Source organism: Xylophilus sp. PBN-3R, from assembly GCF_057747805.1.
Window position 1 is genome coordinate 1,177,710 of sequence record NZ_CM173225.1, and the last position, 14,296, is coordinate 1,192,005.

The 14,296-nt window shown below is 60.9% G+C and carries 17 protein-coding genes, 1 pseudogene and 1 riboswitch; of the genes and pseudogenes, 8 read left to right on the forward strand and 10 right to left on the reverse strand.

Features of this window, described 5'->3' with window-relative positions:
• The first annotated feature begins 10 nt into the window (after positions 1-10).
• Genes AC3ANW_RS05380 through AC3ANW_RS05395 form a run of 4 tightly spaced genes read left to right on the forward strand, consistent with a single transcriptional unit; the run spans position 11 to position 2,321 of the window.
• Complete coding sequence (locus AC3ANW_RS05380; RefSeq protein WP_488344174.1) at positions 11-676, forward strand: c-type cytochrome; 666 nt, start codon at positions 11-13, stop codon at positions 674-676.
• A 42-nt stretch (positions 677-718) separates the two neighbouring features.
• The gene (locus tag AC3ANW_RS05385) at positions 719-1,039 is read left to right on the forward strand and encodes a high-potential iron-sulfur protein (RefSeq protein WP_488344175.1); all 321 of its coding nucleotides are present in this window, start codon (positions 719-721) and stop codon (positions 1,037-1,039) included.
• 4 nt (positions 1,040-1,043) lie between these two features.
• On the forward strand, positions 1,044-1,649 hold the full coding sequence (locus AC3ANW_RS05390; RefSeq protein ID WP_488344176.1) for an Nmad2 family putative nucleotide modification protein: 606 nt from the start codon (positions 1,044-1,046) through the stop codon (positions 1,647-1,649).
• Between the two features lie 30 nt (positions 1,650-1,679).
• Complete coding sequence (locus AC3ANW_RS05395; RefSeq protein WP_488344177.1) at positions 1,680-2,321, forward strand: hypothetical protein; 642 nt, start codon at positions 1,680-1,682, stop codon at positions 2,319-2,321.
• An 18-nt stretch (positions 2,322-2,339) separates the two neighbouring features.
• Here the strand turns inward: AC3ANW_RS05395 and AC3ANW_RS05400 are convergent, their stop codons facing one another.
• From AC3ANW_RS05400 to AC3ANW_RS05440, 9 genes are all read right to left on the reverse strand, one after another.
• Positions 2,340-2,954: a class I SAM-dependent methyltransferase gene (locus tag AC3ANW_RS05400; protein ID WP_488344178.1), complete on the reverse strand. Its 615-nt coding sequence runs from the start codon at positions 2,952-2,954 to the stop codon at positions 2,340-2,342.
• An 81-nt stretch (positions 2,955-3,035) separates the two neighbouring features.
• Entirely contained in the window at positions 3,036-3,872 is an 837-nt protein-coding gene (locus tag AC3ANW_RS05405; protein WP_488344179.1) for an anti-sigma factor family protein, read from the reverse strand.
• Between the two features lies 1 nt (position 3,873).
• Complete coding sequence (locus AC3ANW_RS05410) at positions 3,874-4,398, reverse strand: RNA polymerase sigma factor (protein WP_488344180.1); 525 nt, start codon at positions 4,396-4,398, stop codon at positions 3,874-3,876.
• Between the two features lie 46 nt (positions 4,399-4,444).
• Positions 4,445-4,822 (reverse strand): COG4315 family predicted lipoprotein, encoded by a 378-nt coding sequence (locus tag AC3ANW_RS05415; RefSeq protein ID WP_488344181.1) that lies wholly within the window; start codon positions 4,820-4,822, stop codon positions 4,445-4,447.
• A gap of 80 nt (positions 4,823-4,902) precedes the next feature.
• Positions 4,903-5,637, reverse strand: coding sequence for a 2,3-bisphosphoglycerate-dependent phosphoglycerate mutase (locus tag AC3ANW_RS05420; RefSeq protein WP_488344182.1), 735 nt, complete (start codon positions 5,635-5,637; stop codon positions 4,903-4,905).
• 2 nt (positions 5,638-5,639) lie between these two features.
• Positions 5,640-5,993 carry a DUF190 domain-containing protein gene (locus AC3ANW_RS05425; RefSeq protein ID WP_488344183.1) on the reverse strand — a complete coding sequence of 118 codons (354 nt, stop codon included), beginning with the start codon at positions 5,991-5,993 and terminating at the stop codon, positions 5,640-5,642.
• Between the two features lie 13 nt (positions 5,994-6,006).
• Positions 6,007-6,390 (reverse strand): fluoride efflux transporter CrcB, encoded by a 384-nt coding sequence (gene crcB / locus AC3ANW_RS05430; RefSeq protein WP_488344184.1) that lies wholly within the window; start codon positions 6,388-6,390, stop codon positions 6,007-6,009.
• A complete protein-coding gene (locus AC3ANW_RS05435) occupies positions 6,384-6,788 on the reverse strand; it encodes a hypothetical protein (RefSeq protein ID WP_488344185.1) in 405 nt (134 codons plus the stop codon). Before AC3ANW_RS05435 ends, crcB begins: the two co-directional genes overlap by 7 nt.
• A complete protein-coding gene (locus tag AC3ANW_RS05440) occupies positions 6,785-8,110 on the reverse strand; it encodes a voltage-gated chloride channel family protein (protein ID WP_488344186.1) in 1,326 nt (441 codons plus the stop codon). The genes AC3ANW_RS05435 and AC3ANW_RS05440 overlap by 4 nt, the downstream gene beginning before the upstream one ends.
• A gap of 86 nt (positions 8,111-8,196) precedes the next feature.
• A riboswitch (Fluoride riboswitch) is annotated at positions 8,197-8,268 on the reverse strand.
• 218 nt (positions 8,269-8,486) lie between these two features.
• Here AC3ANW_RS05440 and AC3ANW_RS05445 point away from each other — a divergent pair.
• From AC3ANW_RS05445 to AC3ANW_RS05455, 3 genes and pseudogenes are all read left to right on the forward strand, one after another.
• Positions 8,487-9,115: pseudogene (locus tag AC3ANW_RS05445) on the forward strand (tyrosine-type recombinase/integrase).
• Positions 9,116-9,599: 484 nt separating this feature from the next.
• Positions 9,600-10,217 carry an SLATT domain-containing protein gene (locus AC3ANW_RS05450; protein ID WP_488344187.1) on the forward strand — a complete coding sequence of 206 codons (618 nt, stop codon included), beginning with the start codon at positions 9,600-9,602 and terminating at the stop codon, positions 10,215-10,217.
• A complete protein-coding gene (locus AC3ANW_RS05455) occupies positions 10,214-11,512 on the forward strand; it encodes an SMODS domain-containing nucleotidyltransferase (protein ID WP_488344188.1) in 1,299 nt (432 codons plus the stop codon). The genes AC3ANW_RS05450 and AC3ANW_RS05455 overlap by 4 nt, the downstream gene beginning before the upstream one ends.
• Before the next feature lie 529 nt (positions 11,513-12,041).
• Here the strand turns inward: AC3ANW_RS05455 and AC3ANW_RS05460 are convergent.
• On the reverse strand, positions 12,042-13,109 hold the full coding sequence (locus AC3ANW_RS05460) for an AbiJ-NTD4 domain-containing protein (RefSeq protein WP_488344189.1): 1,068 nt from the start codon (positions 13,107-13,109) through the stop codon (positions 12,042-12,044).
• 764 nt (positions 13,110-13,873) lie between these two features.
• Between AC3ANW_RS05460 and AC3ANW_RS05465 the strand changes: the two genes are divergently transcribed.
• Entirely contained in the window at positions 13,874-14,131 is a 258-nt protein-coding gene (locus tag AC3ANW_RS05465; RefSeq protein WP_488344190.1) for a hypothetical protein, read from the forward strand.
• The last annotated feature ends 165 nt before the right edge of the window (positions 14,132-14,296 follow it).

A 14,296-nucleotide genomic window follows, 5' to 3' on the forward strand; every position in this document is an offset into this window, starting at 1 on the left:
GGTGCCCACCATGAAACGTCTGGCCCGTCTCGCCCCGACCGCCTTCGCGGCTTTCGTATTCACCAGTTTCGGCGCCGCCGCCGCGCCGCCGGACATCCAGCTGCAGCCCAACACCTCGAAGCTGCGTACCTCGAAGCTGCCCGGCTTCGCCATCGCGATGCAGAAATGCGCCATCTGCCACTCAGCCGACTACGTTAGTTACCAGCCGCCCGGTATGAACCAGATGCAGTGGACCGCCGAAATGGCCAAGATGCAGCACACCTACGGCGCGCCCATCAGCGACACCGAGGTCAAGCAGATCGGCGCGTACCTGGCGGTGGCGTACGGCTCGGCGAAGGCCGACGACCCGGCCATCGTCGCCGCGTCGGCTGCGGAGCCGGTTGCACCTGCTGCGTCCAGCGCGCCTGCCCCATCGCCTGGGGCAAAGGTGGATGTGCAGGCCCTGCTGGCCAATAACGCCTGCCTCAGCTGCCACGGCCTGACGCAGAAGATCGTCGGCCCCGGTTATCACGAGGTCGCCGAGAAATACAAGTCCGATCCCCAGGCGCAAAACCGGCTCGAAGCCAGCATCCGCTTGGGCGGCAGCGGCAAATGGGGCAGCGTGCCGATGCCGCCTTTCGCCTCTCTGAAGCCGGACGAGGTGAAGGCGCTAGCTGCCTTCGTGCTCAAGCAATAGGCCGAACCGTTTCACACGTTTCCCATCCCACGAAGCAAAAAAATGAACAACACCCCACGTCGAATCTTCCTGCTCCAGGCCATCGCCGGCGCCTCCGCGTTGGCGGCCGCTACTGTCCATGCGCAGGCCGCCAAACCCATGCTCGCGGAGACCGATCCGCAGGCCGTGGCACTGGGCTACAAAGCCGACACCACAAAGGTTGACGGAAAAAAATACCCCAACCATGCGGCCAGCCAGAACTGCGGCAATTGCCAGCTTTTCCAGGGTTCGGCCAAGGACAGCGCCGGGGCTTGCCCGCTCTTTGCAAGCAAACAGGTCGCGGCAGCCGGCTGGTGCAGTGCCTGGAACAAGAAGGCCGGCTGACGGCATGGCGGCCGGGCCGCGCATCTTCCGGTACGTCGTCCGGCAGGATCGCGGCGGCTCGCCCAATCCTTTCCACGGCTGGTGTTCGCTCGCGGTCTGCAAACCGCAGATCCGCCGCAGCGCCAGGCCCGGCGACTGGGTCGTCGGCCTGCGCAGTCGCCACAACGACCAGGTCATCCACGTCATGCGCATCGACGAGGTGATGCCGCTCGGCGATTACTGGGCAGACCCGCGTTTTGTCGCCAAGCGCCCCGGCGGCGACGGACCGCCCGACAACTTCTACCGCGCGATGACCGACGGCTCGATCCAGCGGGTAGCCAATCCCCTGCACGACGACAAGGAAGCCTCACGTGACATCGCGGGTCTCAACGCCCTGGTGTCATGGCATTTCTGGTACTTCGGCGACCAGAGTCCGCCCTTGCCGAATGAGTTGGTGCACCTGGTGCATTCAGGCCAGGGCCACGCGTTGCACCTGCGTCGGCGGGCGGACGATGTCGCCGTGCTGGAGCACTGGCTGGGCCACTGGCCGATGGGGCGCAACGGCGAGCCCGTCGATGTCTGGCGGCCGCGCGTGGCCGCCGGGAAACGGGCGCCAAGCCGCAGCGCCTGATATGTGTTTTCCTTCGAATTTTTTCTCCTGATGTCCATCATGACCATCCACCCCTTCGCCGCGGCGGCACTCGCCATTGCCATGACATCCTGCCTGTCGACCGCATTTGCGCATGGTGCCGACGGTGCTGCCGCGGCCTCGTCCGGCGGTAGCAACCTGCTCGTGCAGGGCGGGCAATTGGGCAAAGCCGTTTTCCCCGACGGCAATACCGCCAGGGGTGGCCAGGGCCAGCCGGTGGATGGCATCGAGGGTTCGAGCCAGGAGATGCTCAAGACCCACTTCCACGCTCACCTGGCCATCTTCTACAAGGGCGAACAGATCGCGGTGCCGCGCGGTATCGGCATCATCGCGCCGCTGCGCATCGAGCATGGTTTTGTCGGTGGTGGCCAGGGCTTCTACTGGCTGCATACACACGATGCCAGCGGCATCCTGCATGTCGAATCACCGAACGACCGGGTGTACACGCTGGGCAATTTCTTCGATGTCTGGGGGCAGCCGCTGTCGGCGGAAAACGTGGCCGGGCTCAAGGGCGCATTGCGGGTGTATGTCAACGGCAAGGTGCAGTTCGCGCCGGTGCGTGACATCTCCCTGAAGCCGCACGATCAGATCGCGCTGGTGATCGGGCAACCCTCGGTGGTTCCGGTGACGTATACGTTCCCCGACGGACTGTGAAGTGCCGGGCGACGTCGCTCAGTGCATCACGCAATGGCAGTAGACGAACTGCTGCACCACGCCCGCAGGTGTGCGATGGTCTTCGCACGCATGTTCGACCAGTTCGAATGCGTCGCCGAACTGGGCATGCAACGCGTCTGGCGCGTACCGCACCACGGGCAGGCCGCTGCATTGCAGCGGGCCGTCCGGCCCGAACACCGCGACGATCACATGCCCGCCAGGCCGCACGGCCCGTCGCACCTGTGCCACGTAAGCCTCGCGCTGTTCCGGCGTGGTCATGAAATGAAAGACGGCCCGGTCATGCCAGATGTCGTATGCATGCGTGGGCAAGACAAGTCGAGTGATGTCACCCGCCAGCCAACGCACCCGATCTGCATTCGATGCGAGCCTTTGACGAGCGACGTCGAGGGCGCTCTCCGAAATGTCGAGAACAGTGACGTCGAAGCCGGGCAGTCCGAGCAGATCGTCTGCCAGGGTGGACGTTCCGCCGCCGACATCGATGACGCGGTTGCGTTCGCTGGCGGCAATGCGCTGGATGAGGCCGAGGGATCGGTCGGCATGCGCCTGGAACCAGCTCAGGGTATCGGCCGACTTCGTGCTGTAGACACGGTCCCAATGCGACTTTTCCTGCATGGCCCGGACTCCTGAGGTTTTGCGGCAGACTGCGATCTTGCCAGTCGAGCCGACAGTCGGACCGACAGGCCAATTTTCAGCCTAATTGCGCGCCTCGAGCTGGCTGTAGACCGCTTCGGCGACCCGCAGCATTTCCGGTTTGCCGGCGCCCGAGGAGATCGCGTAGCCGAAATCCTTGTCGACCCAGTAGAAGACGTTCACAGGACCGTCATGGCCGAACTTGAAGGCGGTCTCGCGCCCTGCGTCTTCGCGGGTGACGTACAGCGTCAGGCGCTCGCCCTTGGGACCGCCGAACATGAACTGCGCCACCGGGCCCTTGTCGCCCGGCAGCAGCCGGCCGCCGATAAGGCCGTAACCCAGCGCCCGCAGATCGGGCGGTTTCACTTCGGTGCCCATGCGTTTGGTCAACCAGGTGATGAGCGCCTGCTCCTGGTCGGCTCCCACCTCCACCGGCCGGCGCACGTCCGGGCTGTAGACCACGTGAGCCACGGCCGCGCGGTGGGCGAAGCCATTGAGCGAGCCGGCCTGCGCTGCCGCCAGCGTTTCGCTGCGCCGCAGGTGCCCGTCGTAGGCACCGCGACCCCACCATGCCGAACCGGTGCTGACCACCGCAATCGCCACGCCGGCGGCCAGTGACCGCCACGGCCATTCCTGCCAGCCTGCCCTTGGCGCAGACATCAAGGGCAGGCGCAAAGGCAGGGGTTCGGACATGACCGGGTCGAGCATCTGCTTGAGCGCCAGGTTCTGGGCGCGCCAGTCGTCCACGCGCTGGCGTTCGGCCGGATGTGCATCCAGGAAGGCGTCGATTTCGACATGCCGCGCAGGGTCCAGGAAATGGTCCGCGTAGGCGTGCAGGTCGGCCTCGGTCACCGGCTTGCTGCCATCGGTGGAAACGGGTTTGAGTGGGGAGGAGTCCATGTCACTTGATCCTGCGCAGAGGCGCGGCGGCCTGGGCCGAAGGTTCGCGGCCTTGCAGTTCCTGTCGCAGCTTTTCGCGGCCACGTGCCAGACGGGACATCACCGTGCCGATGGGCACGCCGAGCGCGATGGCCGCTTCTGCGTAGCTCATTTCCTCGACGGCGATGAGCAGCATCACTTCGCGTTGTTCGGCAGGCAGCCGTTGCATGACACGGTCCAGGTCACGCACCTCGATGCCATCGGACTGGTCGGCGCGCTGCGGCATTTCGGGCAGGTCGTCGCCGACGCTGTCTTCCGGTCGCCGGCCCTTGGCGCGTACGCCGTCGACGAAATGGTTGTGCATGATGCCGAACATCCAGGCCCGGATGTCTCCGCGTTTCTGCCAAAGCGAGAAGCGGCTCCACGCCCGCTCCAGCGTGTCTTGCACCAAGTCGTCGGCCAGCGTCGGGTCGGCCAGGAGCCCGCGCGCATAACGGCGCAGGTTGGGTATGCAGGCGACGATGGCGGCGGTGTCCTGGTCACGCATGGGCGGGTCCGGAGTGGGGAGCTAGGCCCTCTATTCTCCTGGCTGATCAGGGCTTGATCACGTGCCAGACGTTCTTGAAGTTGTCGCCGGTGGCGTCGCCCGCCTTCATGTCGGACTTGTACAGATAGACCGGCTTACCCTTGTGGGCCCACTGCTTGGAGCCGTCGTCGCGCGCGATGACAGTCATGTCGCCTTCGGGCTTGGCATCGGCTTCGGCCATGACGGGCGGCCACAGGCCGGCGCAGGGGCCGTTGCAGGCGCTCTTGCCGCTGCCGGCGGTGTCGTTGTCGAATGTGTAGAGCGTCATGCCGGCAGTGTTGACCAGCATGCCGCCGGAGGTCTTGACCGGAGCGGCGGCCATGGCGGCGCCGGAAGCCAGTGCGGCGAGCGAAAGAACCAGGGTGGGCAGCAGGGAAGATTTCATGGGAAGTCCTTTGGAAGATGGGAGTTCGTCAGTGGTGACATGGGGGTAGACGCCTGGCCTTCCGCGTTTATTCCATTCATTCAAAGAATTTTCGAGTTCGGTGCAATGGCCGGGGGATGCCAAATGCATTGCAGATGCAGGGCGCGACCGGCGCCCAGCTCGTAAAAACGCATTTCACCGTTGGCGATCTCCAGGCGCGATACAGCTTCTTCGTCCAGGCTCTCCAGTTGCATCACCAGCGCCCGCAGGCTGTTTCCATGACCTACGACGACGACCGTTCCATTCAAGTCCAGCGATGGTTCGATGAGGTCCTGCCAAAGCGCACTTGCCCGCAGAACGGTTAACTCGAGTGACTCCGCCGAGGGCAGGGATTCCAGCCCTGCGTACCGTGCGTCCATTGCCAGGCGGAGAGTTTCGTCATGGCTCCACGGGGGCGGTATCGCGCGGTACGACCTGCGCCACGCTTGCACGCGATCAGCGCCGTATCGGGCGACGGCTTCAGCCTTGGACGAACCCGTCAATGCGCCGTAATGCCGCTCGTTCAGCCGCCAGTCGGATGTGCGTTGTACCGCCGGGCAACCCGCTGCGAGCAGCAAGGCGTCGGCAGACCGAACACAACGAACCAGTACGGACGTAAATACCTCGTCGACAGCAAGCCCGGCCTGCCGTATCGCCTGGCCGGCTTGCTGCATCTGCAGCTCGCCCCGTGGCGTCAGGCCCACGTCGGCCCAGCCGGTAAAACGCTGTTCCAGATTCCATTCCGACTCCCCGTGTCGGATGAGCAGCAACCGCGCTTTCGATGGAGGGACCGACATGTTCAGTCGTCCAGCTCGTCGCCCGGTGGCTTTGGCGGCGTGGCGGTGCCGAGGCGGCCGTAGGTCATCGGCACCTGGATGTAGAACACCGTGATGGGCTCGAGCGCCAACGCTGCGAGCAGTCGCGCAGCGACTTCGTCGGTGGCAGAAACCGTGACCGCAACGGGCTGCTGCGCCAGTTCGAAGAAATGCGTCGAATGCATCTTTCCGGCCGCACCGAAACCGGTGGACGCGCCGACCATGCTTCCGCCCATGGCTCCCTGGTCCTGAGCGAATTGAAGCAGCCAGTCGCCCATCGGCGTCTGCCTGTGGTGTTGCTCCTGCTCGCAGAAGAAAGTGATCTGGTAACCCTTCATGGTGTCTCCCGATTCATTGAGGACGCAGAGCCGACGCGCTCGCCATGCCAAGTGCGGTCATGCACAGCGAACCGCACACGTGCAGGAACAGGGTGGCCACGGACCAGCCCACGCGGCCGTCTTTCAACAGGAAGAGCAATTCCGCGGAGAAGGTTGAAAAAGTCGACAGTCCCCCAGCGAAGCCAGTGATGATGAACAGCCGCCAAGTTGTCGAAATCGATGCATTGCTACCGATGTACGCGATGGCGAAACCGACCACATACGCGGCGACCAGATTGGAGACGAGCGTGCCCAGCGGCAATGCTTCGATGTGTGCGTTCAAGAGCAGGCTCAATGCATAACGCAGAAGCGCACCCACTGCCGCGCCGACGGAGATGGCAGCGATGGTATTCAGCATGGTGACTCACTGTGGCCAACCCCAGGGATGGGTCGCGGGGCCAGCGGCAGCTCGCAAAGAAAGAGAACTGCACGCACCTCCCCTAGCTCGTCCGCATGGTCATGCAGGAAAGCGCGCAGGCGTGTTTCGGTGTCGAGAAGCTCCAGGCACTGCGGATGCCGCATGGCCGTCACATCCGGGTGGTGATGGCTCAAGGTCTTGCCAGGCAGGTAGCCGGCAGTGACCGGGTAGAGCAGCGCCTGCGCGATGTCGGCGCGGCCGGCGATGGCCAGCAGATGTTGCGCCAGAGCCGGCGCGCCCAGACGATGCCAGAAGCGTGTCGCCCGCTGGCGGCTTCCTGCCGGAAAGTACAAGCGAAGCACCGTCATGCCGGCAGGCGGATGCGCTCCATCAATCATGGCTTGCCCTCCTGAATGTGACCTTGGGCTTTCTGCTGCCTGCGGTACTCGGGGATGTCGGCCAGGCGAAGATCCTCGGGCAGCGTGCTGCGGTGCTTTCCGTGGCCCACGCGTTGGGCGTGATAGATGCCGGCATGGCCGGAAGCCAGGTAGCTCGCGACGCAGGCAATGGCTGCCAGTGGCCCGATGGCGGGCCCGAACAACTCGACTGCCATCACGATGGTCGCGAGCGGCGTGTTGGCTGCTCCGGCGAAGACCGCCACGAAACCGAGAGCCGCCATCATCGAGAACGGCATGTGCAGCAGTGGTGCCATCGCGTTACCCAGCGTGGCGCCGATGTAGAAAAGGGGTGTTACTTCGCCGCCCTTGAAACCGGTGCCTAGCGAAACGACGGTGAAAGCCATCTTGCCCAAAAAGTCCCAGGGTGCTACCGGCACATGAAAGGCTTCGACGATGGTCGGAATGCCGAGCCCGATGTATCGATCACCATCCAGCACCCAGACGGCGACGGCGACCACGATGCCACCCAGCAGCGGACGCAGGGGTGGGTAGGCGATCCCACGTTTGACCATGCCGCCGAGCCGGTGCGTGGCGGTAGCGAAGAATCGGCCGGTCAGCCCGAAGATAAGGCCGGCCAGCGCTACCGCGCAAACGCTCCACCCGCTCACTGCGGCGACCTGCCCCACGGCGTACTGCGTGTGGTGCACGCCCCAGGCCAGCCCGACCTGGTCGGCCACGACGGCGGCCAGTACGCAGGGGAAGAGGGCGTCGTAGCGCATGCGGCCTATGGCCAATACTTCCAGCCCAAAGATCGCGCCAGCCAGGGGTGTCCCGAACACGGAGGCGAAGCCCGCGCTGATGCCGGCCATCAACAGGATGCGGCGGTCGGCATTGTCCAGGCGTAGCAGCCGCGTGAGCTGGTCGGCCAGCGCGCCTCCCATCTGGACAGCTGTTCCCTCGCGTCCGACCGAAGCGCCGAACAGGTGGGACACCACCGTTGCGCCCAGCACGAGCGGCGCCATGCGCAGGGGAATCACGCTCTGCGGATCGTGGATCTGCTCGATCAGCAGGTTGTTGCCGGCATCGACAGACTTGCCCCAACGGAAGTACACCCAGCCGGTGAGGAAACCGGCAAGAGGCAGCAGCCAAAAGACCCAGCGGTGCGATTCGCGCCATTGGGTTGCACGGTCAAGCGCGAAGAGAAAGAAGGCCGAGGCGGTGCCGGCCAGCAAGGCCACAGCACACGCAAGCAGAAACCATTTGCCGATGTAGATCGGGAGGTTCCACGGGACAGGAAGGGTCGGGCGAGGAAACTTGGGCATGGATCAGCTACTCACGTCGAAAGGTCGAGGGCCTGATCCAGCGGGGATAAGCGAGCACGAACGCCTACAGCCCTGCATGTCATCAGGTGTCTGTAGGCATCATCAGCTGCGGGTGATACCGCGGCGGTTCACGGAGGAATGCCATCTCCGAAGCTGCAGATTGTAGCCACCATAGGCCCTGTTAGCGTCACTCGAGTTCTTAATGCTTCCGTGATGAAACGTGGCCTCTTACGCGCGACGGCAAACCAAAACTTTGACGGGCCGACGCGAAAAAAGAAAGGGCGAGATATGACTTTCAGCCAGCCATAACTAAACACAAGGTCCTGCTGCGTTGTCGCTCCGCACACATTCAAACTCCCATCACTTTGGAGTTTTTATGGATGTCGTCGTCACGGAAAAATCTGCTCGCCGCAGAGCGTGGAACAAGGACAAGATCGTCGGTCAGAAGACACCACTACGGCTCCAAGACATTTGGCCATCCGAGTTCGGTTGCAGTTGTCCAAGCGCACGCGTGATCTCGCGCTTTTCAATTTGGCCATCGACAGCAAGCTCCGCGGCTGCGACCTAGTGAAGCTGCGTGTCAAGGATGTCGCAGCGGCAGGAAGGATCGCACCACGCGCTTCGGTGATGCAGCAGAAGACGGAACTTCCCGTCCGGTTCGAAGTGACAGAGCAAACGCGCGTGGCGATTGCCGAATGGATGGCAGCGGCGAGGCTCACGCACGACGACTTTCTATTCCCATCTCGCAATCGGTTGTCACCACACATTGGCACCAGGCAGTACGCAAGGATTGTCGACAAATGGGTGACGGACATTGGTCTCGACAATTCGGCCTACGGCACTCACACACTGCGCAGAACCAAGGCCTCTCTCATCTATCGCAGAACCAAGAATCTCAGAGCTGTCCAGCTCCTATTGGGTCACACGAAGCTTGAGAGCACGGTGCGTTACCTAGGCATTGAGGTGGAGGACGCCTTGGAACTCGCCGAGCAAACCGAGGCGTGATGCCGATTAGAAGCCAGCGCGAATAAGGTTCGCGACGCTTGCTGCGTCGATGGTCGCACCAACCATTGCAGCGTACTCGGTGTCGAACTCTTCCTCAATCGTTTGACACCGAACGGTGCCAGTGCCTTCGAGGACTCGAATGACACCTACCCATCTTGCGCCCACGCACTGAGCAGTTGGGAAAAGCGTGTAGTGGTAGACGTGGTGGAAGGGAAGCATGGGGCCGGTCTCCATTGAACGCGTCGCCTTTTCAAGCTTCGCCACAGTCAGACCGGTGAGATACCGGTTTCGGCCCGAAGTAGACATATTCAGCGCGTCGGCCCGACGTCCATTTCAGATTGGCGGCCGACATTCCATTCTGGTGGACCAATGACCGCTGCCACCTGTACCGGTAACTGGGTTTGGCGCTTCTCGTGTAACTTTCGCTCGGTCAAGTCCTGCCACTCAGCAGAACGCTCGTAACATCCGGCCAAGAGGAGATGCCATGAAAAAAGAAGCTTTGCTTCGGCTGATCGCTGAGTCTGGATACAACATTGGCTACGCGGCCAAGAAACACCTGGCGACTTACGACATCGTCGAGAAGATGCCGGGGTGGGTGTCGCTCTTCTCGGCGGCAGCGGGAATCTGCGCACTCTTCATCCCTTGGTTTGAACAGAAGTGGCTGGCCGCCGCGTTCATCATCATTGCGATCGGCGCGTCAAGCATCGCTATGTATGACAAGGAGAAGGCTAAATACGCCGAGGCTGGCGGCTTGCTCACTGGAAATCTCCATGAATTGCGCATGCTCTACCAAAAGGTCAAGGAGCAGCCGGATGGCTTGGACCTGCCGGACTTGGAAAAGCGCCACGAGGAGATTCAGCGTGAAGCTTTGTGCATCGGGGTTCCGAAGCAGATCTTCTTGAGCGACTGGTATGCCCACTACAAGTTCTTCTGGCAGGGACAGACGCAGTGGATGGACGAGCAACTGCATTTCAAGTTGCTTCGGGACAAGATGCCGCTGGGGATGATCGTGACCTTCGCCGCCGCCATCCTCGTTGGTCTGTGGCTGCTAGCCACGACGCTCCCCGCCGTGCGCGCGGCCGTCTGCAAGACTCTGGCATGAGCTCGGCACTGTTCACGACGTTTCGCGCGAACATCGCCGTCTCAAACGCGGGTGACATCGCCACCTCGTATGCCAACATTTCCGCGCGGCTGAACAAGGATTTCTGGAATTTGGAGTCCGACACCGCCCACCGCCGCCAAGTCGGTTCCTACGGGCGTGGAACGGCGATCCATGGCATCAGCGACTTGGACATGGTGTTCGAGCTGCCGTCAGCCATGTATGAGCAGTATCGAAAGCGCGAGGGCAACGGTCCCTCGCAGTTGCTCCAAGCGGTGAGGCAGTCCCTGCTGACGCGCTACCCTCGAACCGAGGTCAAGGGCGACGGGCAAGTCGTGGTGGTGAGATTTGGCGGCTACGTGGTAGAGGTCTTGCCGGCGTTTTGGGAGGAGGCATCCGACGGCTACCGCTTCCCCGACGCCAACGACGGCGGCAGTTGGCGCTTATGCAAACCGATCAAAGAGATGGAGGCAGTGGACGCTAGAAACGCGCGGACCAATCGCAACTATAAGCACGTGTGCAAGATGCTCCGGGCGTGGAAGAACGCTAATGGCGTGAATATGGGCGGCTTGCTCATCGACACGATTGTCTACAACTTCTTCTCGCAAGACTCCACGTACGACACGGCAACCTACGCCTCGTATGACGCCTTGTTGGTGTCTGTATTCAGCTTCATGGGCGGGCTTGAACACCAAGACTATTGGGCGGCCCCAGGCAGCGGCCAGCGTGTGCACGCGACTGGCAAGTTCCAGTCCAAGGCGAAGAAGGCGGCTGCGAAATGCGCTGAGGCGAAGGACGCCGACAAGGAACCGCGCAAGACGCGCCTCTACCGCGAGGTGTTCGGCCGTTCGTTCCCTTCCACGAGCCAGGTCGCGACCCGGGCCAACGAGAGCGTGGACGCTTCTCGATACACGACAGAGGAATTCATCGAGAGCAAATTCCCCGTCGACGTCCGATATGACTTCCGTATCGACAGCGAGGTCACTGCGGCGGGTGGCAGGGGCGAGCGCCTGCGCGCCTTGGCCAAGACGTTCACTTGGCTTCCCGTGGGGCGCGCGCTCGACTTCTTCGTTGAGCGGTGCGACGTCCCCAAGCCCTATACGCTTTATTGGAAGGTGCGCAATGTCGGCCCAGCGGCGGAAAAGCGGGGCATTCGCGGGCAACTGCTGCTCGACGGCGGCAATGAGCGCCGCAGCGAGAAAACTAGCTTCCATGGCGATCACTACGTTGAGGCGTACGTGGTGAAGGATGAGGTATGCGTGGCCCGCAGCAAAATCGATGTGCGGATCAACGAATAGCTTGGAGGCGGCCTCCGCGCCTTCAAGGAGAGCGCAGGTCTCGCAGCGAAGGTGAATGGATTCGCAATTTAGGTCGACGCAGCCTGCGATTGGGCAATAAAGATGGACGGGCGGCTGATACGCAATCCGTTCAAGGGCGCGCTGGGCGATGCGCTGCACGGGGTGCCGTGCGGCGCCGGGCCTGCTCCGGACTGTCGGTGCAGGCGTTCATCGCAGTACAGATCGTCGCACCCATCAACTGCAAGCCCGCCTGCGGTTGAGTACGGAATTGTTTAAGGTGGGCGTATGAGCAGCAAGTAGACGGTCGACCGGCCGCATTGAACGACTGCATCGGGCCCTAAGCAGCCACTTGGTCGAGCGTCCAAAGGTCTGCTTTTTAGCGATTGCAGTCCTCGGCTCGTGCAGGCCTAGGGGCAACTGTATCGCGGATTGCCATCATGCGACTAGTTTCAAGGTTCCATCGTCGCGGTTGCAGCAATCGCTGCTTCTGCTCCGACGGGAAGGCGTGCGAGGGCTGCCCGGAAAGTGGCTAAAGCCGAGCGATCAGGCTTTTTACCCAGGACATGCAGAACTCGATGGTGTGATCAATCTGCTGCGCCGTTAGCTTGGGCATCTCCTTCGAGCCCGGGCCGTGGGCAAAAGCGTTCCGCACATCCGCGAAGAAGCGCTGCATTGACTCGTGCTCCCATGGAGCGATGAATGAGCCGTTTACCTTGCTGGTCAGGTTGTTTAGGTACCCGCCGACGCCCTTCTCATTGCCGGTACTCCACTTCTTCTCGTCGCTAATGATCTTGATCGTGCTTTCGAGTGCCCGTCCTGCGTAGAACGATGGGTCCGGACCACCACTGTCGCGAAGGTCGAAGGCTGTTGCCATGTCGGTGCTGACGTTCTTCCATCGTGGTTCCTTCACAAGGTCCCAGAACGGCTGCTCAATCTGAGCCTGCACCAGAGCGTCCTGCGTAATCTGGATGAAGCCGTTGTGATAGTTCAGCGGCATGCCGGCTTGCTTGAAGCGCTCGTTCAACTCGTGCACCTGCGCAGTGAACATGCTGTTCAGAGACTCGTTATGTGCTTTTACACCATCAAAACGGAAGCCAGGAACACGCATGCCAGTGTGCTTCGATCTTGCAATCGCGTCTTGCAGGGCAGCATGCTTGAGTGCTGCTGGCAGCTCCTCGTTCAGCTCATCAAGCTGGCGCTCACGCTCGCGGAATGCCAACTCGATGAAGCTCAGACGACGCTTGACGAATGCATCAGGGTCCATGGTCTCCGTGCACTTGGCATTTATCCATGCTTGCACGACCAAGTTAATGTTGTACGAGCCAGTGTTTGTAAAGGGCTTGCCCATCCACTCTGAATGATATGAGTAGTGGCGCGCCGACAGCTCAGTGATGCCAATCTCGCGGGTCAGGCGGTCATGAAGGGAAGCCCAGATCGCCTTGACGCGCTCGTCGACCTTCTTGTCAGGGCCGTAATACTTCCAGATGTCCTCGTTGACGATGCGGTACGTCTGGACGAACACGGCGGACTCTTTCGGACCGACGCCGGTGAACATCGGTTTGTTTTCGTAGCGGCGGAAAAAGACGTCAGTCAGCATCTCTCACTCCCATGTTGTTGGAAGTGTAGCGATCGTCTCGATCAGCTCGTTCGACTGGCAGACGATGGGATGCGCAGAGCACCAAACGACTGCTGCCGGTTGAAGTTGCATTTCGACGGCCTTGAGTCGAACGACTGGAACCAGTCTGAAGTGGACTTTAAACGCGACAGCAGCACTGTCCGCTTCTGGCCGGAAACGGACAATATGCATTCTGTTTCGATTAGGCAATTGCGAGAGACATGCTGTGCCAGCAGAAGGTGTAATCGGGTGGCCACCTGCGCCAAGTCATCTGGATAGCTGGCCGAAAGAGCAACTGCTTGCCCTGCCGCCAGACACCCAAGTCGAGCTGTGCGTCTCGCTCTCATATCTCATCAAGCCAAACCCGTCGGCACGCGGCACGTCGTCAAAGTTCCACTACCCGTCACGTCGACTGCGCTTCGATGTTCCACGACCGATACAGAGTTGTGTAGTTGCCTTCATGTGGCGCTTGTTCGGCGCGTTAAAGTTTTTCTCCGATCGCTGCACGAAAAACCTCCTAGCCGCATATCTTTAAAATTTTCCACATGTCTTGGCTGCTTGACAACAGGCTCTTCCAAATTTTGCCTAGTCGAAATTAGTTAATTCACCTAACTTTCGGCACGATTTGATGTGGTGTTTTTCCAACCGCGCAAAGCATTTTTTAGCAAAAATTTGGACTTATGAACAATGCTCTTCAGACTATCTTTCACGTGAGCGTTTTCACGAAACAAATTGGAGGTTAAGTTTTGTCCGAAGAATTACGTTTTAAATGGATTGATCGCTATCGAATTGCAGCGACTAAGGGCGGTGACGCAAGCGATTTTTTGGCGGCTGCTTTAAAAAGCTATGTTGGACGAAATAATGTGGTTTCTCTGCGTGAGTTCAGCGTATTAGATTTAAAAAATAGACAGCTATTCTTTGAAATGCTTGACGCCCGAATGTCCGGCAATTGGTCGGATAAGCTCGTCGACGATTTGATCGAGGCAATCAATTCAAATTTGTAAAAGTAATAACTTCCTTCCAGTGGTGCTCTTTCGAGGAGGAAGTGCTGGCAACCAATATGCCGGGACGCGTAAGGAAGATGTTCTGTATGTAGACTTAGGACGGTTTCTGCCATGCTAGCTCGGTGCCACAAATGGCACCGAGCTATCTTTTGTCATCGGCACTGA

Coding starts and splice junctions, on each gene's coding strand:
- AC3ANW_RS05400 (WP_488344178.1), bottom strand. CDS start 2,954: ATGCAGGAAAAGTCGCATTGGGACCGTGTCTACAGCACGAAGTCGGCC.
- AC3ANW_RS05390 (WP_488344176.1), top strand. CDS start 1,044: ATGGCGGCCGGGCCGCGCATCTTCCGGTACGTCGTCCGGCAGGATCGC.
- AC3ANW_RS05380 (WP_488344174.1), top strand. CDS start 11: ATGAAACGTCTGGCCCGTCTCGCCCCGACCGCCTTCGCGGCTTTCGTA.
- crcB (WP_488344184.1), bottom strand. CDS start 6,390: ATGCTGAATACCATCGCTGCCATCTCCGTCGGCGCGGCAGTGGGTGCG.
- AC3ANW_RS05455 (WP_488344188.1), top strand. CDS start 10,214: ATGAGCTCGGCACTGTTCACGACGTTTCGCGCGAACATCGCCGTCTCA.
- AC3ANW_RS05460 (WP_488344189.1), bottom strand. CDS start 13,109: ATGCTGACTGACGTCTTTTTCCGCCGCTACGAAAACAAACCGATGTTC.
- AC3ANW_RS05435 (WP_488344185.1), bottom strand. CDS start 6,788: ATGATTGATGGAGCGCATCCGCCTGCCGGCATGACGGTGCTTCGCTTG.
- AC3ANW_RS05405 (WP_488344179.1), bottom strand. CDS start 3,872: ATGGACTCCTCCCCACTCAAACCCGTTTCCACCGATGGCAGCAAGCCG.
- AC3ANW_RS05425 (WP_488344183.1), bottom strand. CDS start 5,993: ATGAAGGGTTACCAGATCACTTTCTTCTGCGAGCAGGAGCAACACCAC.
- AC3ANW_RS05450 (WP_488344187.1), top strand. CDS start 9,600: ATGAAAAAAGAAGCTTTGCTTCGGCTGATCGCTGAGTCTGGATACAAC.
- AC3ANW_RS05385 (WP_488344175.1), top strand. CDS start 719: ATGAACAACACCCCACGTCGAATCTTCCTGCTCCAGGCCATCGCCGGC.
- AC3ANW_RS05420 (WP_488344182.1), bottom strand. CDS start 5,637: ATGTCGGTCCCTCCATCGAAAGCGCGGTTGCTGCTCATCCGACACGGG.
- AC3ANW_RS05415 (WP_488344181.1), bottom strand. CDS start 4,822: ATGAAATCTTCCCTGCTGCCCACCCTGGTTCTTTCGCTCGCCGCACTG.
- AC3ANW_RS05440 (WP_488344186.1), bottom strand. CDS start 8,110: ATGCCCAAGTTTCCTCGCCCGACCCTTCCTGTCCCGTGGAACCTCCCG.
- AC3ANW_RS05410 (WP_488344180.1), bottom strand. CDS start 4,398: ATGCGTGACCAGGACACCGCCGCCATCGTCGCCTGCATACCCAACCTG.
- AC3ANW_RS05395 (WP_488344177.1), top strand. CDS start 1,680: ATGTCCATCATGACCATCCACCCCTTCGCCGCGGCGGCACTCGCCATT.